The 14,431-nt window shown below is 64.2% G+C and carries 14 protein-coding genes and 1 pseudogene; 6 read left to right on the top strand and 9 right to left on the bottom strand.

The window, feature by feature from the left end; translation table 11 throughout:
• Window positions 1-52 precede the first annotated feature (52 nt).
• Window positions 53-727, top strand: coding sequence for a ribose-5-phosphate isomerase RpiA (gene rpiA / locus ABD654_RS07160; RefSeq protein ID WP_344703705.1), 675 nt, complete (start codon window positions 53-55; stop codon window positions 725-727).
• Here rpiA and waaA read toward each other — a convergent pair.
• The 3 genes from waaA to ABD654_RS07145 are packed head-to-tail and all read right to left on the bottom strand — an operon-like array spanning window position 724 to window position 4,555.
• On the bottom strand, window positions 724-2,046 hold the full coding sequence (gene waaA, locus ABD654_RS07155) for a lipid IV(A) 3-deoxy-D-manno-octulosonic acid transferase (RefSeq protein WP_344703703.1): 1,323 nt from the start codon (window positions 2,044-2,046) through the stop codon (window positions 724-726). The genes rpiA and waaA overlap by 4 nt on opposite strands.
• Window positions 2,047-3,477 carry a bifunctional D-glycero-beta-D-manno-heptose-7-phosphate kinase/D-glycero-beta-D-manno-heptose 1-phosphate adenylyltransferase HldE gene (gene hldE / locus ABD654_RS07150; RefSeq protein ID WP_344703701.1) on the bottom strand — a complete coding sequence of 477 codons (1,431 nt, stop codon included), beginning with the start codon at window positions 3,475-3,477 and terminating at the stop codon, window positions 2,047-2,049.
• Window positions 3,467-4,555: a glycosyltransferase family 9 protein gene (locus ABD654_RS07145; RefSeq protein ID WP_344703699.1), complete on the bottom strand. Its 1,089-nt coding sequence runs from the start codon at window positions 4,553-4,555 to the stop codon at window positions 3,467-3,469. The genes hldE and ABD654_RS07145 overlap by 11 nt, the downstream gene beginning before the upstream one ends.
• Here ABD654_RS07145 and ABD654_RS07140 point away from each other — a divergent pair.
• Window positions 4,554-5,318 (top strand): 3-deoxy-D-manno-octulosonic acid kinase, encoded by a 765-nt coding sequence (locus ABD654_RS07140; RefSeq protein WP_344703697.1) that lies wholly within the window; start codon window positions 4,554-4,556, stop codon window positions 5,316-5,318. The two genes, ABD654_RS07145 and ABD654_RS07140, sit on opposite strands and share 2 nt — an antisense overlap.
• Here the strand turns inward: ABD654_RS07140 and ABD654_RS07135 are convergent.
• From ABD654_RS07135 to ABD654_RS07120, 4 genes are read right to left on the bottom strand one after another with little or no spacing between them, the layout of a single operon-like run.
• Window positions 5,306-5,893: a YrbL family protein gene (locus tag ABD654_RS07135; protein ID WP_344703695.1), complete on the bottom strand. Its 588-nt coding sequence runs from the start codon at window positions 5,891-5,893 to the stop codon at window positions 5,306-5,308. The genes ABD654_RS07140 and ABD654_RS07135 overlap by 13 nt on opposite strands.
• Window positions 5,881-7,011 (bottom strand): glycosyltransferase, encoded by a 1,131-nt coding sequence (locus ABD654_RS07130; protein ID WP_344703692.1) that lies wholly within the window; start codon window positions 7,009-7,011, stop codon window positions 5,881-5,883. The genes ABD654_RS07135 and ABD654_RS07130 overlap by 13 nt, the downstream gene beginning before the upstream one ends.
• Window positions 7,008-8,300, bottom strand: coding sequence for an O-antigen ligase family protein (locus ABD654_RS07125; RefSeq protein WP_344703690.1), 1,293 nt, complete (start codon window positions 8,298-8,300; stop codon window positions 7,008-7,010). Before ABD654_RS07125 ends, ABD654_RS07130 begins: the two co-directional genes overlap by 4 nt.
• Window positions 8,301-8,324: 24 nt before the next feature.
• On the bottom strand, window positions 8,325-9,074 hold the full coding sequence (locus ABD654_RS07120) for a glycosyltransferase family 2 protein (protein ID WP_344703688.1): 750 nt from the start codon (window positions 9,072-9,074) through the stop codon (window positions 8,325-8,327).
• Between the two features lie 77 nt (window positions 9,075-9,151).
• Here ABD654_RS07120 and ABD654_RS07115 point away from each other — a divergent pair, with 77 nt between their 5' ends.
• Both ABD654_RS07115 and ABD654_RS07110 read left to right on the top strand, forming a co-directional pair.
• A complete protein-coding gene (locus ABD654_RS07115; RefSeq protein ID WP_344703686.1) occupies window positions 9,152-10,195 on the top strand; it encodes a glycosyltransferase family 4 protein in 1,044 nt (347 codons plus the stop codon).
• Window positions 10,196-10,206: 11 nt separating this feature from the next.
• Window positions 10,207-11,172 (top strand): glycosyl transferase family 90, encoded by a 966-nt coding sequence (locus ABD654_RS07110; protein ID WP_344703684.1) that lies wholly within the window; start codon window positions 10,207-10,209, stop codon window positions 11,170-11,172.
• Here the strand turns inward: ABD654_RS07110 and ABD654_RS07105 are convergent.
• On the bottom strand, window positions 11,142-11,870 hold the full coding sequence (locus ABD654_RS07105) for a glycosyltransferase family 25 protein (protein ID WP_344703682.1): 729 nt from the start codon (window positions 11,868-11,870) through the stop codon (window positions 11,142-11,144). The two genes, ABD654_RS07110 and ABD654_RS07105, sit on opposite strands and share 31 nt — an antisense overlap.
• Window positions 11,871-12,100: 230 nt before the next feature.
• On the opposite strand from ABD654_RS07105, the pseudogene ABD654_RS07100 reads away from it, so the two are divergent.
• Window positions 12,101-12,322: pseudogene (locus ABD654_RS07100) on the top strand (NAD-dependent epimerase/dehydratase family protein); the annotation flags it as partial.
• A gap of 157 nt (window positions 12,323-12,479) precedes the next feature.
• On the opposite strand, the gene ABD654_RS07095 reads toward ABD654_RS07100, so the two are convergent.
• Window positions 12,480-13,733 carry an RNA-guided endonuclease InsQ/TnpB family protein gene (locus ABD654_RS07095; RefSeq protein WP_344703680.1) on the bottom strand — a complete coding sequence of 418 codons (1,254 nt, stop codon included), beginning with the start codon at window positions 13,731-13,733 and terminating at the stop codon, window positions 12,480-12,482.
• A 70-nt stretch (window positions 13,734-13,803) separates the two neighbouring features.
• Here ABD654_RS07095 and tnpA point away from each other — a divergent pair, with 70 nt between their 5' ends.
• Entirely contained in the window at window positions 13,804-14,202 is a 399-nt protein-coding gene (tnpA, locus tag ABD654_RS07090; protein WP_344703678.1) for an IS200/IS605 family transposase, read from the top strand.
• The last annotated feature ends 229 nt before the right edge of the window (window positions 14,203-14,431 follow it).

The raw sequence follows: 14,431 nt of genomic DNA, 5'->3' as shown, positions 1-14,431 counted from the left end.
GCTATACTGTGCGCCGCACGCCCCATGATGACCCCTCAACCCGGAGCTTGACATGACCCAGGACGCACTCAAGGCCGCCGTGGCCGACGCCGCCGTTCAGGAAATTTCCCCCTGGCTGGATAAAAACACCGTGCTCGGCATCGGCACTGGCTCCACCGCCAACCTATTCATCGACCGGCTTTCGCCGCTGCGCGATCGCTTCCGGGGCGCGGTGGCAAGCTCGGACGCCAGCGCCGAGCGGCTAAAGGCCCTCGGCATTGAAGTGCTGACGCTCAACAGCGCCGGCATTTTGCCCTTCTACGTTGACGGCGCCGACGAAGTGAACGCTGCGCTGCAGATGATCAAAGGCGGCGGCGCCGCCCTCACCCGGGAAAAAATCGTCGCTGCCTGCGCCGAGCGCTTTATCTGCATCGCCGACGGCTCCAAGCAGGTCAAAAGGCTCGGGCAGTTCCCGCTGCCGGTGGAGGTGATTCCCATGGCGCGCTCCCATGTCGGCCGGGAACTGGTCAAGCTGGGCGCTGAGCCGGTCTACCGCCAGGGCGTGATCACCGACAACGGCAACCAGATCATCGACTGCTACGACTTCACAATCGACGACCCGATCGAGATGGAAGCCCGGCTCAACGCCATTGCCGGCGTGGTCACCAACGGGCTCTTTGCCGCCCGCGGCGCCGACGTGCTGCTGCTGGGTAAAGAAGACGGCGTAGCGCGCACCACACGGCGCTAGGCAAAACGATCGTCCGGCGCAACAAGCCGGCCCAGCCCGGCAAGCGTGCGCTCCAGCGCCCCGCGCTGCTCGGCCACCACGGCTCGGCCGGCCCGGCCGCGCTTGCGAGCCCGGGCCGGATCGTCAAACGCGCCGATCAGCGCCTGGGCCAGCGCCCTGGCATCCGCCACCGGCTCAAGGGCACCGGCGGCTTTCAGCGGCTCGGCCACGTCCTCGAAGTTTTCCAGCGAAGGCCCGGTGAGCACCGGCCGCCCCAGGCTTGCCGGCTCCACCACGTTCTGCCCGCCCAGCGGCACCAAACTGCCGCCGACAAAGGCCACGTCGCCGGCGGCGTAGAGCGCGCCGAGCTCGCCCAGGGTATCGCCCAGATACACCGCCGTCTCTTGCGTTACCCGCTCATCCCGGCTGCGCCGGGCCAGCGCAAAGCCGGCGGCGCGGCATTCGTCGGCCACGGCGTCAAAGCGCTGCGGATGGCGCGGTACCAGTACCAACAGCGCTTCGGGATAGCGCTTGCGCAGCGCGGCGTGGGCATCAAGCAGTGCGGCTTCTTCGCCGTCTCGGGTGGAGCCGGCCACCCATACCGGGCGCTTGCCAACGGCGGCGCGCAAGCGCTCACCCACCGCCTGCGCTGCGGCATCCGGAAACACCTCGAACTTGAGCGAACCGACAACGTCGGTGCGTTCGGCCGCCATGCCGAGTTTGGCAAAGCGCTCGGCGTCGGCGGCAGACTTGGCTGCCAGCCAGCTGACATGGGCCAGTGCCTGGCGCATCAGCGGGCGAACACGCCGGTAGCGGGCAAAGGCCCGGGGCGAGAGCCGGCCGTTGACCACCGCCACCGGCACGCCGGCGCGGCGGCAGGCGTTTAGCAGGTTGGGCCACAGCTCGGTTTCGAACATTACCGCCAGCGCCGGGCGCACCCGGGCGACAAAGCGCCGCGCGCTGCCCGGCCAGTCCAGCGGCACAAAGCGGTGCGCCAGCCGCGCCGCGGCCGACGCATCCAGCCGGCCGGCGAGCGCTGACACCTGCTCGGCGCCGGTGGCGGTCATGGTGGTCACCAGCAGCCGGTGGCCGGCATAGCGCGCCAGCAGCGCCTCGATCAGCGGGCGGGCGGCGCGCACCTCGCCCACGGAGGCGCAGTGCAGCCACAGCGTGGGAAGGCCCTGAGCGTCCGACAGGTTCAGCCCCAGACCCAGCCGCTGGCGACGCGGATAAGCGGGCAGCTGCTCACGCCGCACACGCTGGATAATCAGCGGCGCCAGCGCGTACAGCGCGGCCGAGTAGACAAGGCGGGGAGAAATGCAGCGCGGCCGGCGTGCCATCTAGCGCCCGCGGTCGAGAATGGTATTGATCATCGCCGAGGTGGAAACGCCGTCTTCAAAGCCCAGCACTTTCACCTCGCCGCCGTGGGCGCGTACGGCCTCACCGCCGGCGATGTCTTCCGGACGGTAGTCGCCGCCCTTGACCAGCACGTCAGGCAGCACCGCTTCGATCAGCGATTGCGGGGTGTCCTCGCCAAACGGCACCACCCAGTCCACCGCGCCCAGCCCGGCCAGCACCTGCATGCGCCGCTGGAGCGGGTTGATCGGGCGGCCGTCGCCTTTCAGCCGGGCAATGGAGGCGTCGTCGTTGACCGCCACCACCAGCCGCTCGCCGAGCCTGCGCGCCTGTTCCAGATAGGCCACGTGGCCGGCGTGGAGAATATCAAAGCAGCCGTTGGTCATCACCACGCGCTCGCCCCGGGCCTGAGCGGCGCGCACGGCGTTGACCAGCGGCGTCTGCTCCACCACGCCGAATTCGCCCAGGGCGTCGCCGTGCAGCGCGGTATACAGCTCGCCAAGCGACAGCGTCGCGGTGCCGGGCTTGGCCACCACCAGCCCGGCGGCCAGGTTGGCCAGCGTTATCGCCTCGGCAAAGCCGTGCCCGGCGGCCAGCGCCAGCCCCATCATGGCGATGACGGTATCGCCGGCGCCGGTCACGTCGAATACCTCTCGCGCCCGGGTGGGCAGGTGCAGCGGCGGCTCGCCTTCGCGGATCAGCGTCATGCCTTTTTCGCTGCGGGTAATCAGCAGCGCTTCCAGCTCCAGCTCAGCGCGCAGGGCTTCGCCCCGCGCGGCCAGCTCGGCGTCGCTGTCGCAGCGGCCGACAATGGCTTCAAATTCGCCCAGGTTGGGGGTGATCAGGCTGGCGCCGCGGTACTTGCGGAAATCGGTGCCCTTGGGGTCGACCAGCACGCGTTTGCCCGCCCGGCGGGCGGTCGCAATCAACGCCTCGACGCGGTTGAGCGTGCCCTTGCCGTAGTCGGAGAGAATCAGCACGTCGTGCTCGGCCAGCGCGGCGTCGACGTGGGCCGCAAGCTCCGCGGTGTCGACATTATCCAGGCGCTGCTCAAAGTCCAGGCGCAAAAGCTGCTGGTTGCGGCTCATCACTCTAAGCTTGGTCATCGTCGGCACATCGGCGCTGTGCTGAAAGCGGGCGCTCACATCAACCGCTGCCAGCAGCCCGGCCAGCAGCCCGGCGTTGTCGTCGTCGCCCACCACGCCGGCCAGCGCCGCCTTTGCCCCCAGCGCGGCAATATTGAGCGCGACGTTGGCCGCGCCACCCGGGCGGTCGTCGGCGTCTTCCACCCGTACCACCGGCACCGGCGCCTCGGGGGAAATCCGCGAGGTGGCGCCGTGCCAGTAGCGGTCGAGCATCACGTCGCCGGCCACCAGCACGCGGGCGTGTTCCAGCGCGGAAAGATCAATGTTCATGGCGCGCTCCTTGGTGGGCGGTGGCGTCCAGCAAGGCATCCAGCTGGGCAATGACTTCGTCGGTCTCGATCAGGGTCATGGCCTCGGCGTGGCGCACGCGCTGGCCCCAGGGCACGTCCTTGACGGACTTGTTCAGGTAGGCGCGCACCGCACGGGGATAGGCGTTGACGACAAATTCGCGCCACAGGTAGGGTGCTGCGCGATCCGGATTGGTCGTCGCGTAGAGCCCCAATGTGGGCGTGCTCAGGGCGTTGGCCATGTGCACCGGCCCGGTGTCCGGGGCGATGGCCACGCGCGCCTTGTCGATCAGCGCCAGCAGGCCCTTGAGCGAGGTCGCCCCTACGGCGTTGACGACGCTGCCCGGCTGGCACAGCGCGGCGATCTGCCCGGCGGTTTCCTGCTCCAGAGGGGTTGCCCCGCCGGTGAGCACGCTTTTCAGGCCGTGCTGCACCCAGGCATGCTCGATCACGCTGGCATACCCGGCGACCGACCAGTTGCGAAAGTTGCGCAGCCGCGCGTTGCTGCAGGCATTGATGACCAGATACGGCGCCTCGCCGCTGAGCAGGCGGGCCTCGTCATAGGCCTGGGCCGGCACCGGCAGGTGCCACTCGGGCCGGTCGTCTTCCACCCCCAGCGCCCGGGCAAAGTCCATGAACGAATCCAGCACGTGAGCGTTGGGGTGGGGGGCCAGCCGGTGGCCGGTAAACCAGTGCTGAAAGTCCTTGGCCCGAGCCTTGTCATAGCCCAGCCGGGCATCGGCCTTGAGCCCCAGCGACAGCACGCTGGCGCGCAGGGCCTGCTGCATGTGCAGCAGCACGTCAAAGCGGGTATCGGCCAGGCTGCGCCACAGTTCGCGCATGCCGGCAAGGCCGCTGGCCTTGTCGTAGACCACGAACTCGACGCCGGAAAGCCCCGCCAGTAAGCTATGCTCGCCCTTGCCGATGATCCAGGTAATGCGCGCCTCGGGGAAACGGCGCTGCAGCGCGCGGATCGTCGGCACAAGGTTGCAGGCGTCGCCCAGCGCGGAAAGGCGCAGCACGGCAATATGGCGGGGATTGGCAGGCAGAGGGGACTTCATGCGCTTAGCGGCACTCCGGCAGAAAAAGAGTCTGATACTACACGATGCCGACATTCTATGTGAGGCGCAGGGATTGCGCCAAAAATCGCGCGCCGATCGCCCCGCGCCGTTCACGCCGGACGACTTCTCGCCGGAGGTCTGGCGCCGGCGCGGGTGCGTCACCGGCGAGGCCCCGGGGCGCGGCAGCAGCCTGTTCATTCGTCCGGTGGCGGACGCCGCCGAGCAGTGGGTGCTGCGCCCCTACCGGCGCGGCGGGATGGCCGCCCGGGTGAGCGAGGCCCGCTACCTGTGGACCGGTGCCGAACGCACCCGCGCCTTTCGCGAAATGCGCCTGACCGCCCGGCTGTACACCCAGGGCCTGCCGGTGCCCCGCCCGGTGGCCGCCTGCGTCACCCGCCACGGGCTGGCCTACGAGGCCGCGCTGATCACCCGGCGCCTGCCCGGCGCCACCGCGCTTGCCTCGCTGCTGGATACATCGGCCATCGCCCCCGAGCGGCTGGCGCGCGTGCTGACCCGCGTCGGCGCAATGATCCGCCGCTTTCACAATGCCGGGCTCGATCACGTGGACCTCAACGCCCGCAACATCCTCGTCGACGCCGACGACACCCCCTGGCTGATCGATCTTGATCGCTGCCGGCTGCGCGCGCCGGGTAAATGGCGCCAGGGCAACCTTTCGCGGCTGGAGCGCTCGCTGGGCAAATTTGCCGCGCCCGACGCCGCGACCCGCGCCATTCAGCATATCAACGCAGGCTATGAGGGCTGACGGTCCTGCATGGTTGTCACATACGGCATCACCGTTTTGGCCATGAACCGGGCCCACTTGCGCCGTATTTTGCGCCGCCCCAGCCAGGGAATGTATTCCGCCAGCGGAATCGCCTCCGAGGCGCCCAGCCCGTCAATGAGCATAACCGTGGTGGCGTCTTCTTGCTCGATGACCAGCAGGTTGCTCATCACCAGGTCGCAGGGGACGACGTTATAGGCCAGCAGGTAGGCCTTGAGTGCTTCAAGCCCGTCCCGGAAACGCGCAATCTGGCCCGGCGTCAGCGGCTGGGCGGCGTATTTCCTGACGTCAGGGGGCAGCGCGCCTCGCTCATCGAGCACCAGCTGCTGCTCGATGCCGATCATGCCGGCTTTCTCCACCGCGCCGAAGAACTCGGGGATCAGCGTGAACGGCACGCCCCGGCGTTTCAGCCGGCGAAAGTAGCGCCGTTCGCGGCGGGTCTGCTTGGCCTTCTCGCGCCGACTGAGCTTGATACAGCGCGCCGGGTCGTCCGGATGCTGATAGCAGATGCGCTCGTCGCCTCGGCCAACGATTTTCCACCGGCTCAGGTCTGGCATGGGTGCGCCTGCTTTTGCCGGTATACGTCCAGAATGCACCGGTAGTTTTCTGCCATAACGGCGTCGATATCCAGCGACAGCGCCAGCGCTCGGCAGCGCTGCCCAAGTCCGGGCGCGTGCCGGCGGGCCGCCCAGTACGTCATCGCGTCCGCCAGCGCCCGGGCGTCGTCGGCGCGTTCGAGCACCGTGGCCACCTCGGGGGTTACCACTTCCTGGGCGCCGCAGTGGCGGGTGGTAATCACCGGGGTACCGCAGGCCAGCGCCTCCAGCACGGTAAAACCGAACGGCTCGTAGCGGGCCGGCAGCAAATAGCAGTCGGCCAGCGCAAAATAGCGCTCGGGGGCGGACTGCTCACCGAGAAAGCGGCAGCGCTCGGCCACGCCCAGCTGCCGCGCGAGCGCCTCGTATTCGGCCTGGCGGGAGTCCCGACCGACAATCAGCAGCGTGGCATCACTCTCCAGCAAGGCGAACGCCTTGAGCGCGGCGGCAAGCCCCTTGCGCTCGTAGCCGGTGCCGAGAAACAGAAACGTCGGCGCTTTTGCCGACTCGAGCCCCAGCTCACGGGCCAGCTCATGAGGTTCATCGCCCAGGCGCGCGGGGTCGAAGCGGCGGGTATCGACGAAGTTGTGGATAACCGAGCGCCGCTCGGCCGGCACGCCGTAGGCCTCGGCGATTTCGCGGTCGCTCTGCCGGGAGTTGGAAACCACGTGGTAGTACGCGCCCGGCGCCATGGCTTTGGCCTCGATGCGCGCGGCGATCCTGTCCTTGCGCCGCTGCTGACTCTGCGGCTTTGCGGCCAGATGATGATGCACGGTGCCCCCGCCGATGCGCAGCAGGTCATGGGTCCAGGTCTTGCCCAGCCCGTACACCAGATCATAGTCCGCCGCGCGGATGTGGCGCTCGACGGCCCGGGCAAAGCGCCACATGCGCTGGGCTTTGCCAACGCTTAAAGGACGCAGGCGGACAAAGCGGATGGCCGGGTGCGACGGCGCTACATGGGAGCGGCAGATAATCGTCACGTCCTCGCTGCGCTCGGCCAGATAGCGCGACAGCGCGTTGAGAAAGCGCTCGGTACCGCCCGAGGCGGCGTGGCGCATATGAACAAGGGCGATTTTCATCGCTCGGCCCTCCCGCCCGACGCCGCCGGGGTAACCGGCCGGCAGCGGCAATAGCTTTGCAACGTCCCCCACCAGATCACCAGCCAGAACGCGTACACCATTACACCGCTGTTATGGTTAAAACCGGCCTGAGTCAGGCTGAAATCCACATGGGCCACGCACAGCAGGGCCCCGGCCGTGGCGAGCGCACGCACGGTCAGATCAGGATCACGCAGATAGCCGGCAAACAGGCGCAAGGGCAGCAGCAACAGCACCAGCAGCGCAGCCAGCCCCAGCACCCCCTGCTTGGCCAGGGTATCCAGGAACTGGTTGTGGGCGTGGTCAAACTGCTGCGTGCCGGGGTGTACGACGCCTGTGTCCGCCAAACGCTTCATGCCGGCCTGATAGCCCGCCTCGCCCCAGCCCGTCAGCGGCTTTTCCAGCGCCAGATGCGCCGCGCCCTGCCACATTTCAAAGCGCCAGCCAACCGAGGTCGTCACCCGCTCACCGCTGACGTACAGCGAAATGTCGCTTACCGCCTCGGCGATACGCTGCTTGACGCCGGTTTGCGGCAGGCTATAGGCCGCCGCCGCGGCCGCCACGATAACGACCAGCGCCAGCGCCAGCGCTTTGACCGACGCCCGGCGGCCATAGGCCCGGTACAGCACCCAGAAGACCAGCGGCAGGCCAACCCAGCCCCCGCGGCTGCCAGAAAGAAGCGAAGCCAGAATACCGCCCGCCGCTCCCAACCCCAGAAGAGCCAGCCAGGCCCAGCGGTGCGAACGCTGCCACGCCCAACCCAGCCCCGCCAAGCAAAAAATACCGAGCAGCAGGCTGAGATTGCCAAACTGAATCGGATGCAAATAGCCGTTTACCCGGACCGCTCCCTGATCGAGCTGCCACAGCGCAAGCCCGGCCGCGCCCACGGCACCGGCCACCAGCCCTGTCCAGACGGCGGCCAGCCGGGGCGGATAGGCCATTACCCACAGCAGTACCGGCACGGCCAGCCAAAAGCGCAGCGGCCGGTCCACGCTGCTTAAGCTCTGGTCGTGCCACAGCGCCCCGGCCATCACCACGGCGGTATAAGTGCAAAGCGCCAGCATCAGCCAGCGGTCATCGCGCTGCAGCCGCAGGCCCGGGCGCCACACGGCCAGAGTACAGCTGGCCAGCAGCAGCACGGCCGGGCCCAGCGAATAGCCCGAAGGCAGCACCAGCGTAAGCGCGGCGAAAAGAAAAACGGCGGCGCCGGTCAGCCAGCATCGCGACGTATCGGCGATAGAGGCTGAGAGCGGTAAAGCAGCATGGGGCATGGGCGTGAAGTATCCAGAGCGCGGTTAGAGATTGCGGACGCGGCGTTTCATGTATTTCCAGAATACGCCGTTGGCGTTGGCCACGGCGATCACCAGCCCGCGCCAGCCGTCGAGAAAGCCCCGCTGCAGCAGGTAGGTGCGCCAAAAGGCAAAAAACGCTTTCAGCACGATCACCACCACCGGGTAAACCCGCAGCCTGTCCGAGCGTGCACGAATGCCGGAATAGCGGTTGATCTTGTCCAGAAACTGGCCAAGTTCGGTGACGGCCAGATGCGTCAGACAGCCTTCCAGACGCACCGCCCGGGTGGCGGAAGATACCGCCACCGACTCATGCACCATGGCCTCGTTAAAGCTGTGCCGGCAGCGGTTGAACACCCGCACCAGCCAATCGTTGCCCCAGCCGGCATGGCGCACAGGCCGGCCCAGCAGCCAGTTTTCCCGCCGCACCTCTACCACCTGGTGCACCTCGGCTTCGGGCAGCCAGCCGGCCAGCGCATCAAGCAGCGAAGCCGTCGGGGCCTCGTCGGCGTCCAGCGAGAACACCCAGTCGTTGCGCGCAAGCAAGACCGCTCGGCGCTTGGTAGGCCCAAAGCCTAGAAATTCGCCCTGGTAGAGTGAAACGTTGGCATAGCGCCGAGCGATCTCAAGGGTGTCGTCGGTGGAGCCGTTATCGTAAACCACCACTTCACCGACGGCGTCAAGCGCGTCCAGCGTGCGCGCAAGCGTCGCTGCTGCGTTACGCGTAATGATCACAGCGCTGAGCTTGGCCAGCATGGCAAACATCCTGTCGAAATAGGAAGCGAATGCTACTATAGCCGCTTTCGATCCCAAAATGTTTCAGCGAGGCGGCCTTGCACATCATTCACGCCAACCTGGCTCGCGGTTTTCGCGGCGGCGAGCGGCAAACCGTACTGTTAATTCAGGCGCTTGCCGGCCGCGCCGACGTGGCACGCCAAACGCTGGTATGCCGGCCGGATTCCCCGCTGCGCGCATCACTTGCCCGGACCCCCGGCGTGCGCTTTGTCAGCGCTCGCCATCAGCTGGCCGGCCACCGCCGGGCCGGGCGCGCTACCGTGGTGCACGCCCATGAGGCCAAGGCCGTGCACTGGGCCTGGCTGCATCGCCGACTGTGTCGCACGCCCTACCTGATCACGCGGCGGGTAGATACGCCGGTCAAGCCCAAGCGCAGCAATCGCATATTCTATCGCGAGGCCTACCGCTGCGTGGCGCTTTCCGGCGCGATTGCCGCCGAGGTACGGCCGCTTACCCCGCACCCGGTCGAGCAGATCCCCAGCGCGTTTACCCCGCTGGCGCCGGATCTCGACGTCACCCGCTCCTTTCGCGCGCGCTACCCTGAATGCTTGCTGATCGGCCACGCCGGCGCGCTGGTGGATCGCCACAAGGGCCAGCGCGTACTGCTCGACGCCGCCCGCCGGCTACAGCACACCCACCCTGATATGCTGTTCGTTTTTTTCGGCCGTGGAGAAGACGAAGCCGCGCTAAAAGCAGAAAGTACCGGGCTGGATAACATCGTCTGGGCCGGATTCAGACCCAACGTCGGCGACTACCTGGCAGCGCTGGACGTGTTTGCCTTTCCTTCGCGCAATGAAGGGCTGGGCTCGGTACTGCTGGACGCCATGCACGCCGGCGTTCCCGTGGTGGCAAGCGAGGTCGGCGGCATACCGGATATCGTCCGCGACGGCGAAACCGGGCTGCTGTTTCCCCCCGGCGACGGCGAAACTCTGGCCGGCCAGCTGACCCGGCTGCGCGCCCCGGCGCTGCGCCAAAGGCTGGCGCAAAACGCCGGCGCGCAGCTGATCCGCTATTCTCCCGAAGCCATGGCCGATGCCTATCTGGCTCTCTATCGCCCCCTGGCGCCATCCCCTGCTGCATAACCGGTGTTCCCATGTTGAGCGGAAAACACGCCTACCAGGCGCACAAGCTGACGTTTTATACCGCCGGTCTGCTGGGAGCTGTGCCCCCGCGGGGCCTGTTCCGGCGGCGTCGCCGAGCCTTGCTCGCCGCCTTTGACGCCCTGCCCGCCGCCGAGCAGGAGGCCATCATGGCGCGGGTGGCCTATTACAACCGGCTGGATGCCTCGACGCCGCTGGGCGAAGGCGCAACCTGCAACCGTACCTTCGCTCTCCGCGCGCAAAAATCCACCTATCACCTGGATTTTTACCGCATCGCCAAATACTTCTCGCCCAAGGCCGCCTACCACTACCGCTTTGGCGACAAGACCTGCGTGCCCGAGGTGCCCACCTTCGTCAAAAGCCGGCCTATTCATGGCAATAACGCCAACTCGGTGCTGCTCAAGCTCGACAGCGTGCGCCACTTTTATACCGTGAAGGACACGCAGAGCTACGCCGATAAAAAAGACGCGCTGGTATGGCGAGGTGCTGCGCACCAGCCCCACCGCAGGCGCTTTCTTGAACAGTGCTACGGCGCGCCGCGCTGCGACATCGGCGCCACCGACAGCAAATCAGAAACGGCCCCTTACCAACGGCCATTCATGCCCATCGAACAGCAGCTGGAGCACAAGTTCATCTTCAGCATCGAGGGCAACGACGTTGCCACCAACCTCAAGTGGATCATGGCATCGAACTCGCTGTGTTTCATGAAACGACCGATTTTTGAAACCTGGTTCATGGAAGGCGCGCTAGTGCCGGGCTATCACTACGTTGAAGTCAAAGACGACTTCTCTGACTTAGAAGCGCAAATTGACTACTACCTGACCCATCCCGAAAAGGCCCGGGCCATTATTCGCAACGCCAACCGCTATATTGCCGAGTTCTTCCGGCCCCGGCACGAACGGCTGATCGCGCTTAAGGTTTTTGAGCGTTATCTCCGGCGCACTGAGCAAGCCATATAGTTTTTCAAAAACTTTTTATATTTGAAATCATCAACGTAGCGTCGCAGCTTGCGTAAAGCTCTTAGCCACTTATTTTTTTGCCCAACCGCCTCACCTTTCTTCCTTTCATACTGAATGCTTGTATCAAAATCAGCATTATGCGTTATTGCCTTGTCAATTAATCCGACCGGCGCAACACCGTGCTTCCAAACCATGCCGATATAATGATCTATTGGCATGTAGATAACTTTAAGCGCAGCCAGAAATTTGACGGCCCCTACCGGAGAAAGATAATAACCAACGGTTCCCGATCGGTTCTTCTTGTTAAGCATAAAGTTATCATCCAGCTTATGACCATCGCTTCTTTTTTCCAACTTTACATAGTCAAACGCTGAGTCCTTTATCTTTTTTATTTTTATGAAAAAGTCGGGACGCAACTCACAGTCATCTTCAAGTACAACAATCGGTTTACCGCTTTCGGCACACTTTAGCCATGCACCGACGTGAGAGGAGAAACAGCCTTTCTCACCTGGCATTAAAGCGTATGAGCGATATCGCCTTGACTTTTTTTCATCATAGAGCGCTTCGAACCATTCGGGAATAGAGCTGGCTTCATAGGCATCCAAAAACTGCCATTCGTACGGACATCCTTCCAAGAGGGAAGAAATATTCGCTCTTCTATCAACGTCTGACACTCTTGAAATAACAACTACCTTCATTAGACATCTAATCCTTACAAATAAATTTTGCATTCCAGTTATTTTGCATTTCATGTATCATAGTATCATGGCTTTCACATTACGAGATTACCAAAGGTGGGTTTACCAAATAGCGCGTAAAGCATTGCCCCATGCGGGCGGTGATAAAAGCGCGCATCGCAACGCGGTGCCGAGGTTGAAGGTTCCATCACCGTCTAGTGAAGGCGTGTTGAAGCAGGAAGGTTCTCGGGGTGACCCAGGAACCCTCGCCCAAAGCGCGGTGCGCGGCGGGCGGGGAGTATCAGGAAGCCAACGTGGCCGGCACCTTGACGCTGTGCCAGGCTATGGCCGCCGCCGGAGTGTACCGGCTGGTATTCAGCTCCTCGGCCACGGTGTACGGCGACGGCCATCCGATGCCCATCCACGAGGGGCTGCCCACCGGCCAGCCTACCAACCCGTACGGTACTTCCAAGCTGATGTTGACATCCTCCCCGCCCTTCGCGCTTCCGCGTCTCAGGAAGGGGATTCCCTTTCGGGTGGCAACCGGTCGCCCAGTTGACTGGTTCCTGCTGCTGGCGGTTTTGCTGCCCCGCTCACTTCACAGGCGCTACGGGCGTCGTCCCGCCCTGATCAGGTCTTACTGGTTCGGGGCCCGAGAAGGTCGAGGCCCCGGTGAAGCACGTTTATCGCCCCTACGACATCCGCGTTTTCAGCGAAGCCACAGTGTGTGCACAGGAAGGCGGCCTGCGTCTTGCGGTTGTCCGCCGACTTGTATAAACAAGCTGGGCAGGTCTGGCTCGTGTAGTGAGGCGCTACTGCTACGAACAGGCCGCCAGTCCATGACATCTTGTACTCTAGCTGGCGTCTAATTTCGTACCAGCCTTGGTCGAGAATCGACCGATTTAGGCCAGCTTTCTGCCGAACGTTACGCCCCGGCTGGGCAACCGTTCCCCGCGCAGACTTGGACATGTTGGCGACTCGAAGGTCTTCAACGGCAACCATGGCGTGGTTATTGCTGATCGTCGTTGTAGCCTTGTGCTGGTAGTCGCGACGCACGTCGGCGATACGCTGGTGGATACGCGAAACCTTCCGTCGCTGCTTCTTCCAGTTGGCGGAGCCGCGCTTCTTGTTCTTCAGCTTACGCTGTGCCGTGGCCAGCCGCCCCTGCATGGCGGCGAAGCTACGTACCCCAGCGAATGCGGTGCCGTCACTCAGCGTCATGTTCTTGGCGATGCCCATGTCGATACCTACGGCACCTTGATCGGGCGCTCGGGTTGGTTCGACTTCGACTGAGCACATGACAGCTACGTGCCAGTTGCCACACGCATCGAGCGAGACGGTCGCATTACGCGGCTCGCCCTCGATGACGCGTGATTGACGCATCTTTAGCCATCCCAGCTTATTCGGCAGCTTGATTCGGCGGTGATCGAGGGCACAGTACTTCGGGAAATTGACGAAGCGCATGGTTGAGTGGTGCGCGATCCGCTTGGCCCGGAAGACCGGGAAGCCACGCTTCCCCGAGCACCAGTCCTTGACGGCCTTATCCCTAAGGTCTCGCTGACGCTGTTGGAGATTGTCCGTGTAGGCTTCTTTCAGGAACGCGAGCCCTTCCTGCCTCTTCCACTGAGTGACCAGCTTGTTCAGGCCTGCTGAGCTGGGGAAGTGCTTGGCCAGCTCGATACGCTCGCGCGGCGCGAGGTCGTTGAGCTGCTTGTACAATGCCTTTCTGTCACCGTCGGCACCCAGCTGCCGCTGGGCGATGTCGAGCATGAGTTCGAGGGACTTGTTATAGACCACCCGACCGCAGCCAGCCATCCGATAAAGCAAAGTCTCGGCTTCTGGCGTTGGATTCAGCTTGAATCGGTAGGCTTTCAAGACCTTCATGATTGAACTCAGCGTGTGGTATCTTATGCGCCACTATAATGGGCGAATTAAGCAAAGGTCAACATTCAGTATGTATAAGATCAACAAAGCAAGGCACAGCGCCTATCTGCTCCACGTCCACATCGTCTTCGTGACGAAGTACCGTCGGAAGGTTCTCGGCGATCTTCACCATGCAGCCTTCCGGAAGATTGCCGGCGAAGTTTGCGCTGACTTCGAGGCCGAGCTTCGGGAATGCAATGGTGAAAGTGACCACGTACATCTGCTGGTCGAGTACAGCCCCAAGGTGCAGCTCACGAAACTGGTTAACTCCTTGAAGGCAGTAACGTCCCGCCGGATGCGGGCGGAGTTCAACGATTTACGGGGTGCCTACGACAAGCCAGTACTCTGGAGCCGGTCGTACTTCGTCGGATCGTGCGGGGGAGCGCCGCTCGAACTCGTGACCCAGTACATCCAAAATCAGCGGGGCTGACGCCCCGCGCCGCATTCACCCCACACCTTGATCGGTGTGGGCACCCTGCGGTTTAAGGGTGGGCGCGCACGAAAGCGGACGCATCGGCGAAGACCCGCACGGCAAGCCCAACAATCTAGTGCCGTTGTAACTATTTAGCTCATGCCGCCTGATCCAGCTCGTCCTCTCGCATGAAGGCAGGCACCTCACCGGCAAACAGTTGCTCCAGCGCCGTGTGCGCCGCCAGGCC

Source organism: Halomonas cibimaris, from assembly GCF_039537045.1.
Lineage (GTDB): Bacteria > Pseudomonadota > Gammaproteobacteria > Pseudomonadales > Halomonadaceae > Vreelandella > Vreelandella cibimaris.
The sequence above is the reverse complement of the archived record's forward strand: the minus strand, read 5'-3'. Positions and strand labels throughout refer to the sequence as shown.

What these genes read in the sequence shown, in the direction of transcription:
- rpiA (WP_344703705.1), top strand. Translation starts at nt 53, where the DNA reads ATGACCCAGGACGCACTCAAGGCCGCCGTGGCCGACGCCGCCGTTCAG.
- waaA (WP_344703703.1), bottom strand. Translation starts at nt 2,046, where the DNA reads ATGGCACGCCGGCCGCGCTGCATTTCTCCCCGCCTTGTCTACTCGGCC.
- hldE (WP_344703701.1), bottom strand. Translation starts at nt 3,477, where the DNA reads ATGAACATTGATCTTTCCGCGCTGGAACACGCCCGCGTGCTGGTGGCC.
- ABD654_RS07140 (WP_344703697.1), top strand. Translation starts at nt 4,554, where the DNA reads ATGCGCTTAGCGGCACTCCGGCAGAAAAAGAGTCTGATACTACACGAT.
- ABD654_RS07145 (WP_344703699.1), bottom strand. Translation starts at nt 4,555, where the DNA reads ATGAAGTCCCCTCTGCCTGCCAATCCCCGCCATATTGCCGTGCTGCGC.
- ABD654_RS07135 (WP_344703695.1), bottom strand. Translation starts at nt 5,893, where the DNA reads ATGCCAGACCTGAGCCGGTGGAAAATCGTTGGCCGAGGCGACGAGCGC.
- ABD654_RS07130 (WP_344703692.1), bottom strand. Translation starts at nt 7,011, where the DNA reads ATGAAAATCGCCCTTGTTCATATGCGCCACGCCGCCTCGGGCGGTACC.
- ABD654_RS07125 (WP_344703690.1), bottom strand. Translation starts at nt 8,300, where the DNA reads ATGCCCCATGCTGCTTTACCGCTCTCAGCCTCTATCGCCGATACGTCG.
- ABD654_RS07120 (WP_344703688.1), bottom strand. Translation starts at nt 9,074, where the DNA reads ATGCTGGCCAAGCTCAGCGCTGTGATCATTACGCGTAACGCAGCAGCG.
- ABD654_RS07110 (WP_344703684.1), top strand. Translation starts at nt 10,207, where the DNA reads ATGTTGAGCGGAAAACACGCCTACCAGGCGCACAAGCTGACGTTTTAT.
- ABD654_RS07105 (WP_344703682.1), bottom strand. Translation starts at nt 11,870, where the DNA reads ATGAAGGTAGTTGTTATTTCAAGAGTGTCAGACGTTGATAGAAGAGCG.
- ABD654_RS07095 (WP_344703680.1), bottom strand. Translation starts at nt 13,733, where the DNA reads ATGAAGGTCTTGAAAGCCTACCGATTCAAGCTGAATCCAACGCCAGAA.
- tnpA (WP_344703678.1), top strand. Translation starts at nt 13,804, where the DNA reads ATGTATAAGATCAACAAAGCAAGGCACAGCGCCTATCTGCTCCACGTC.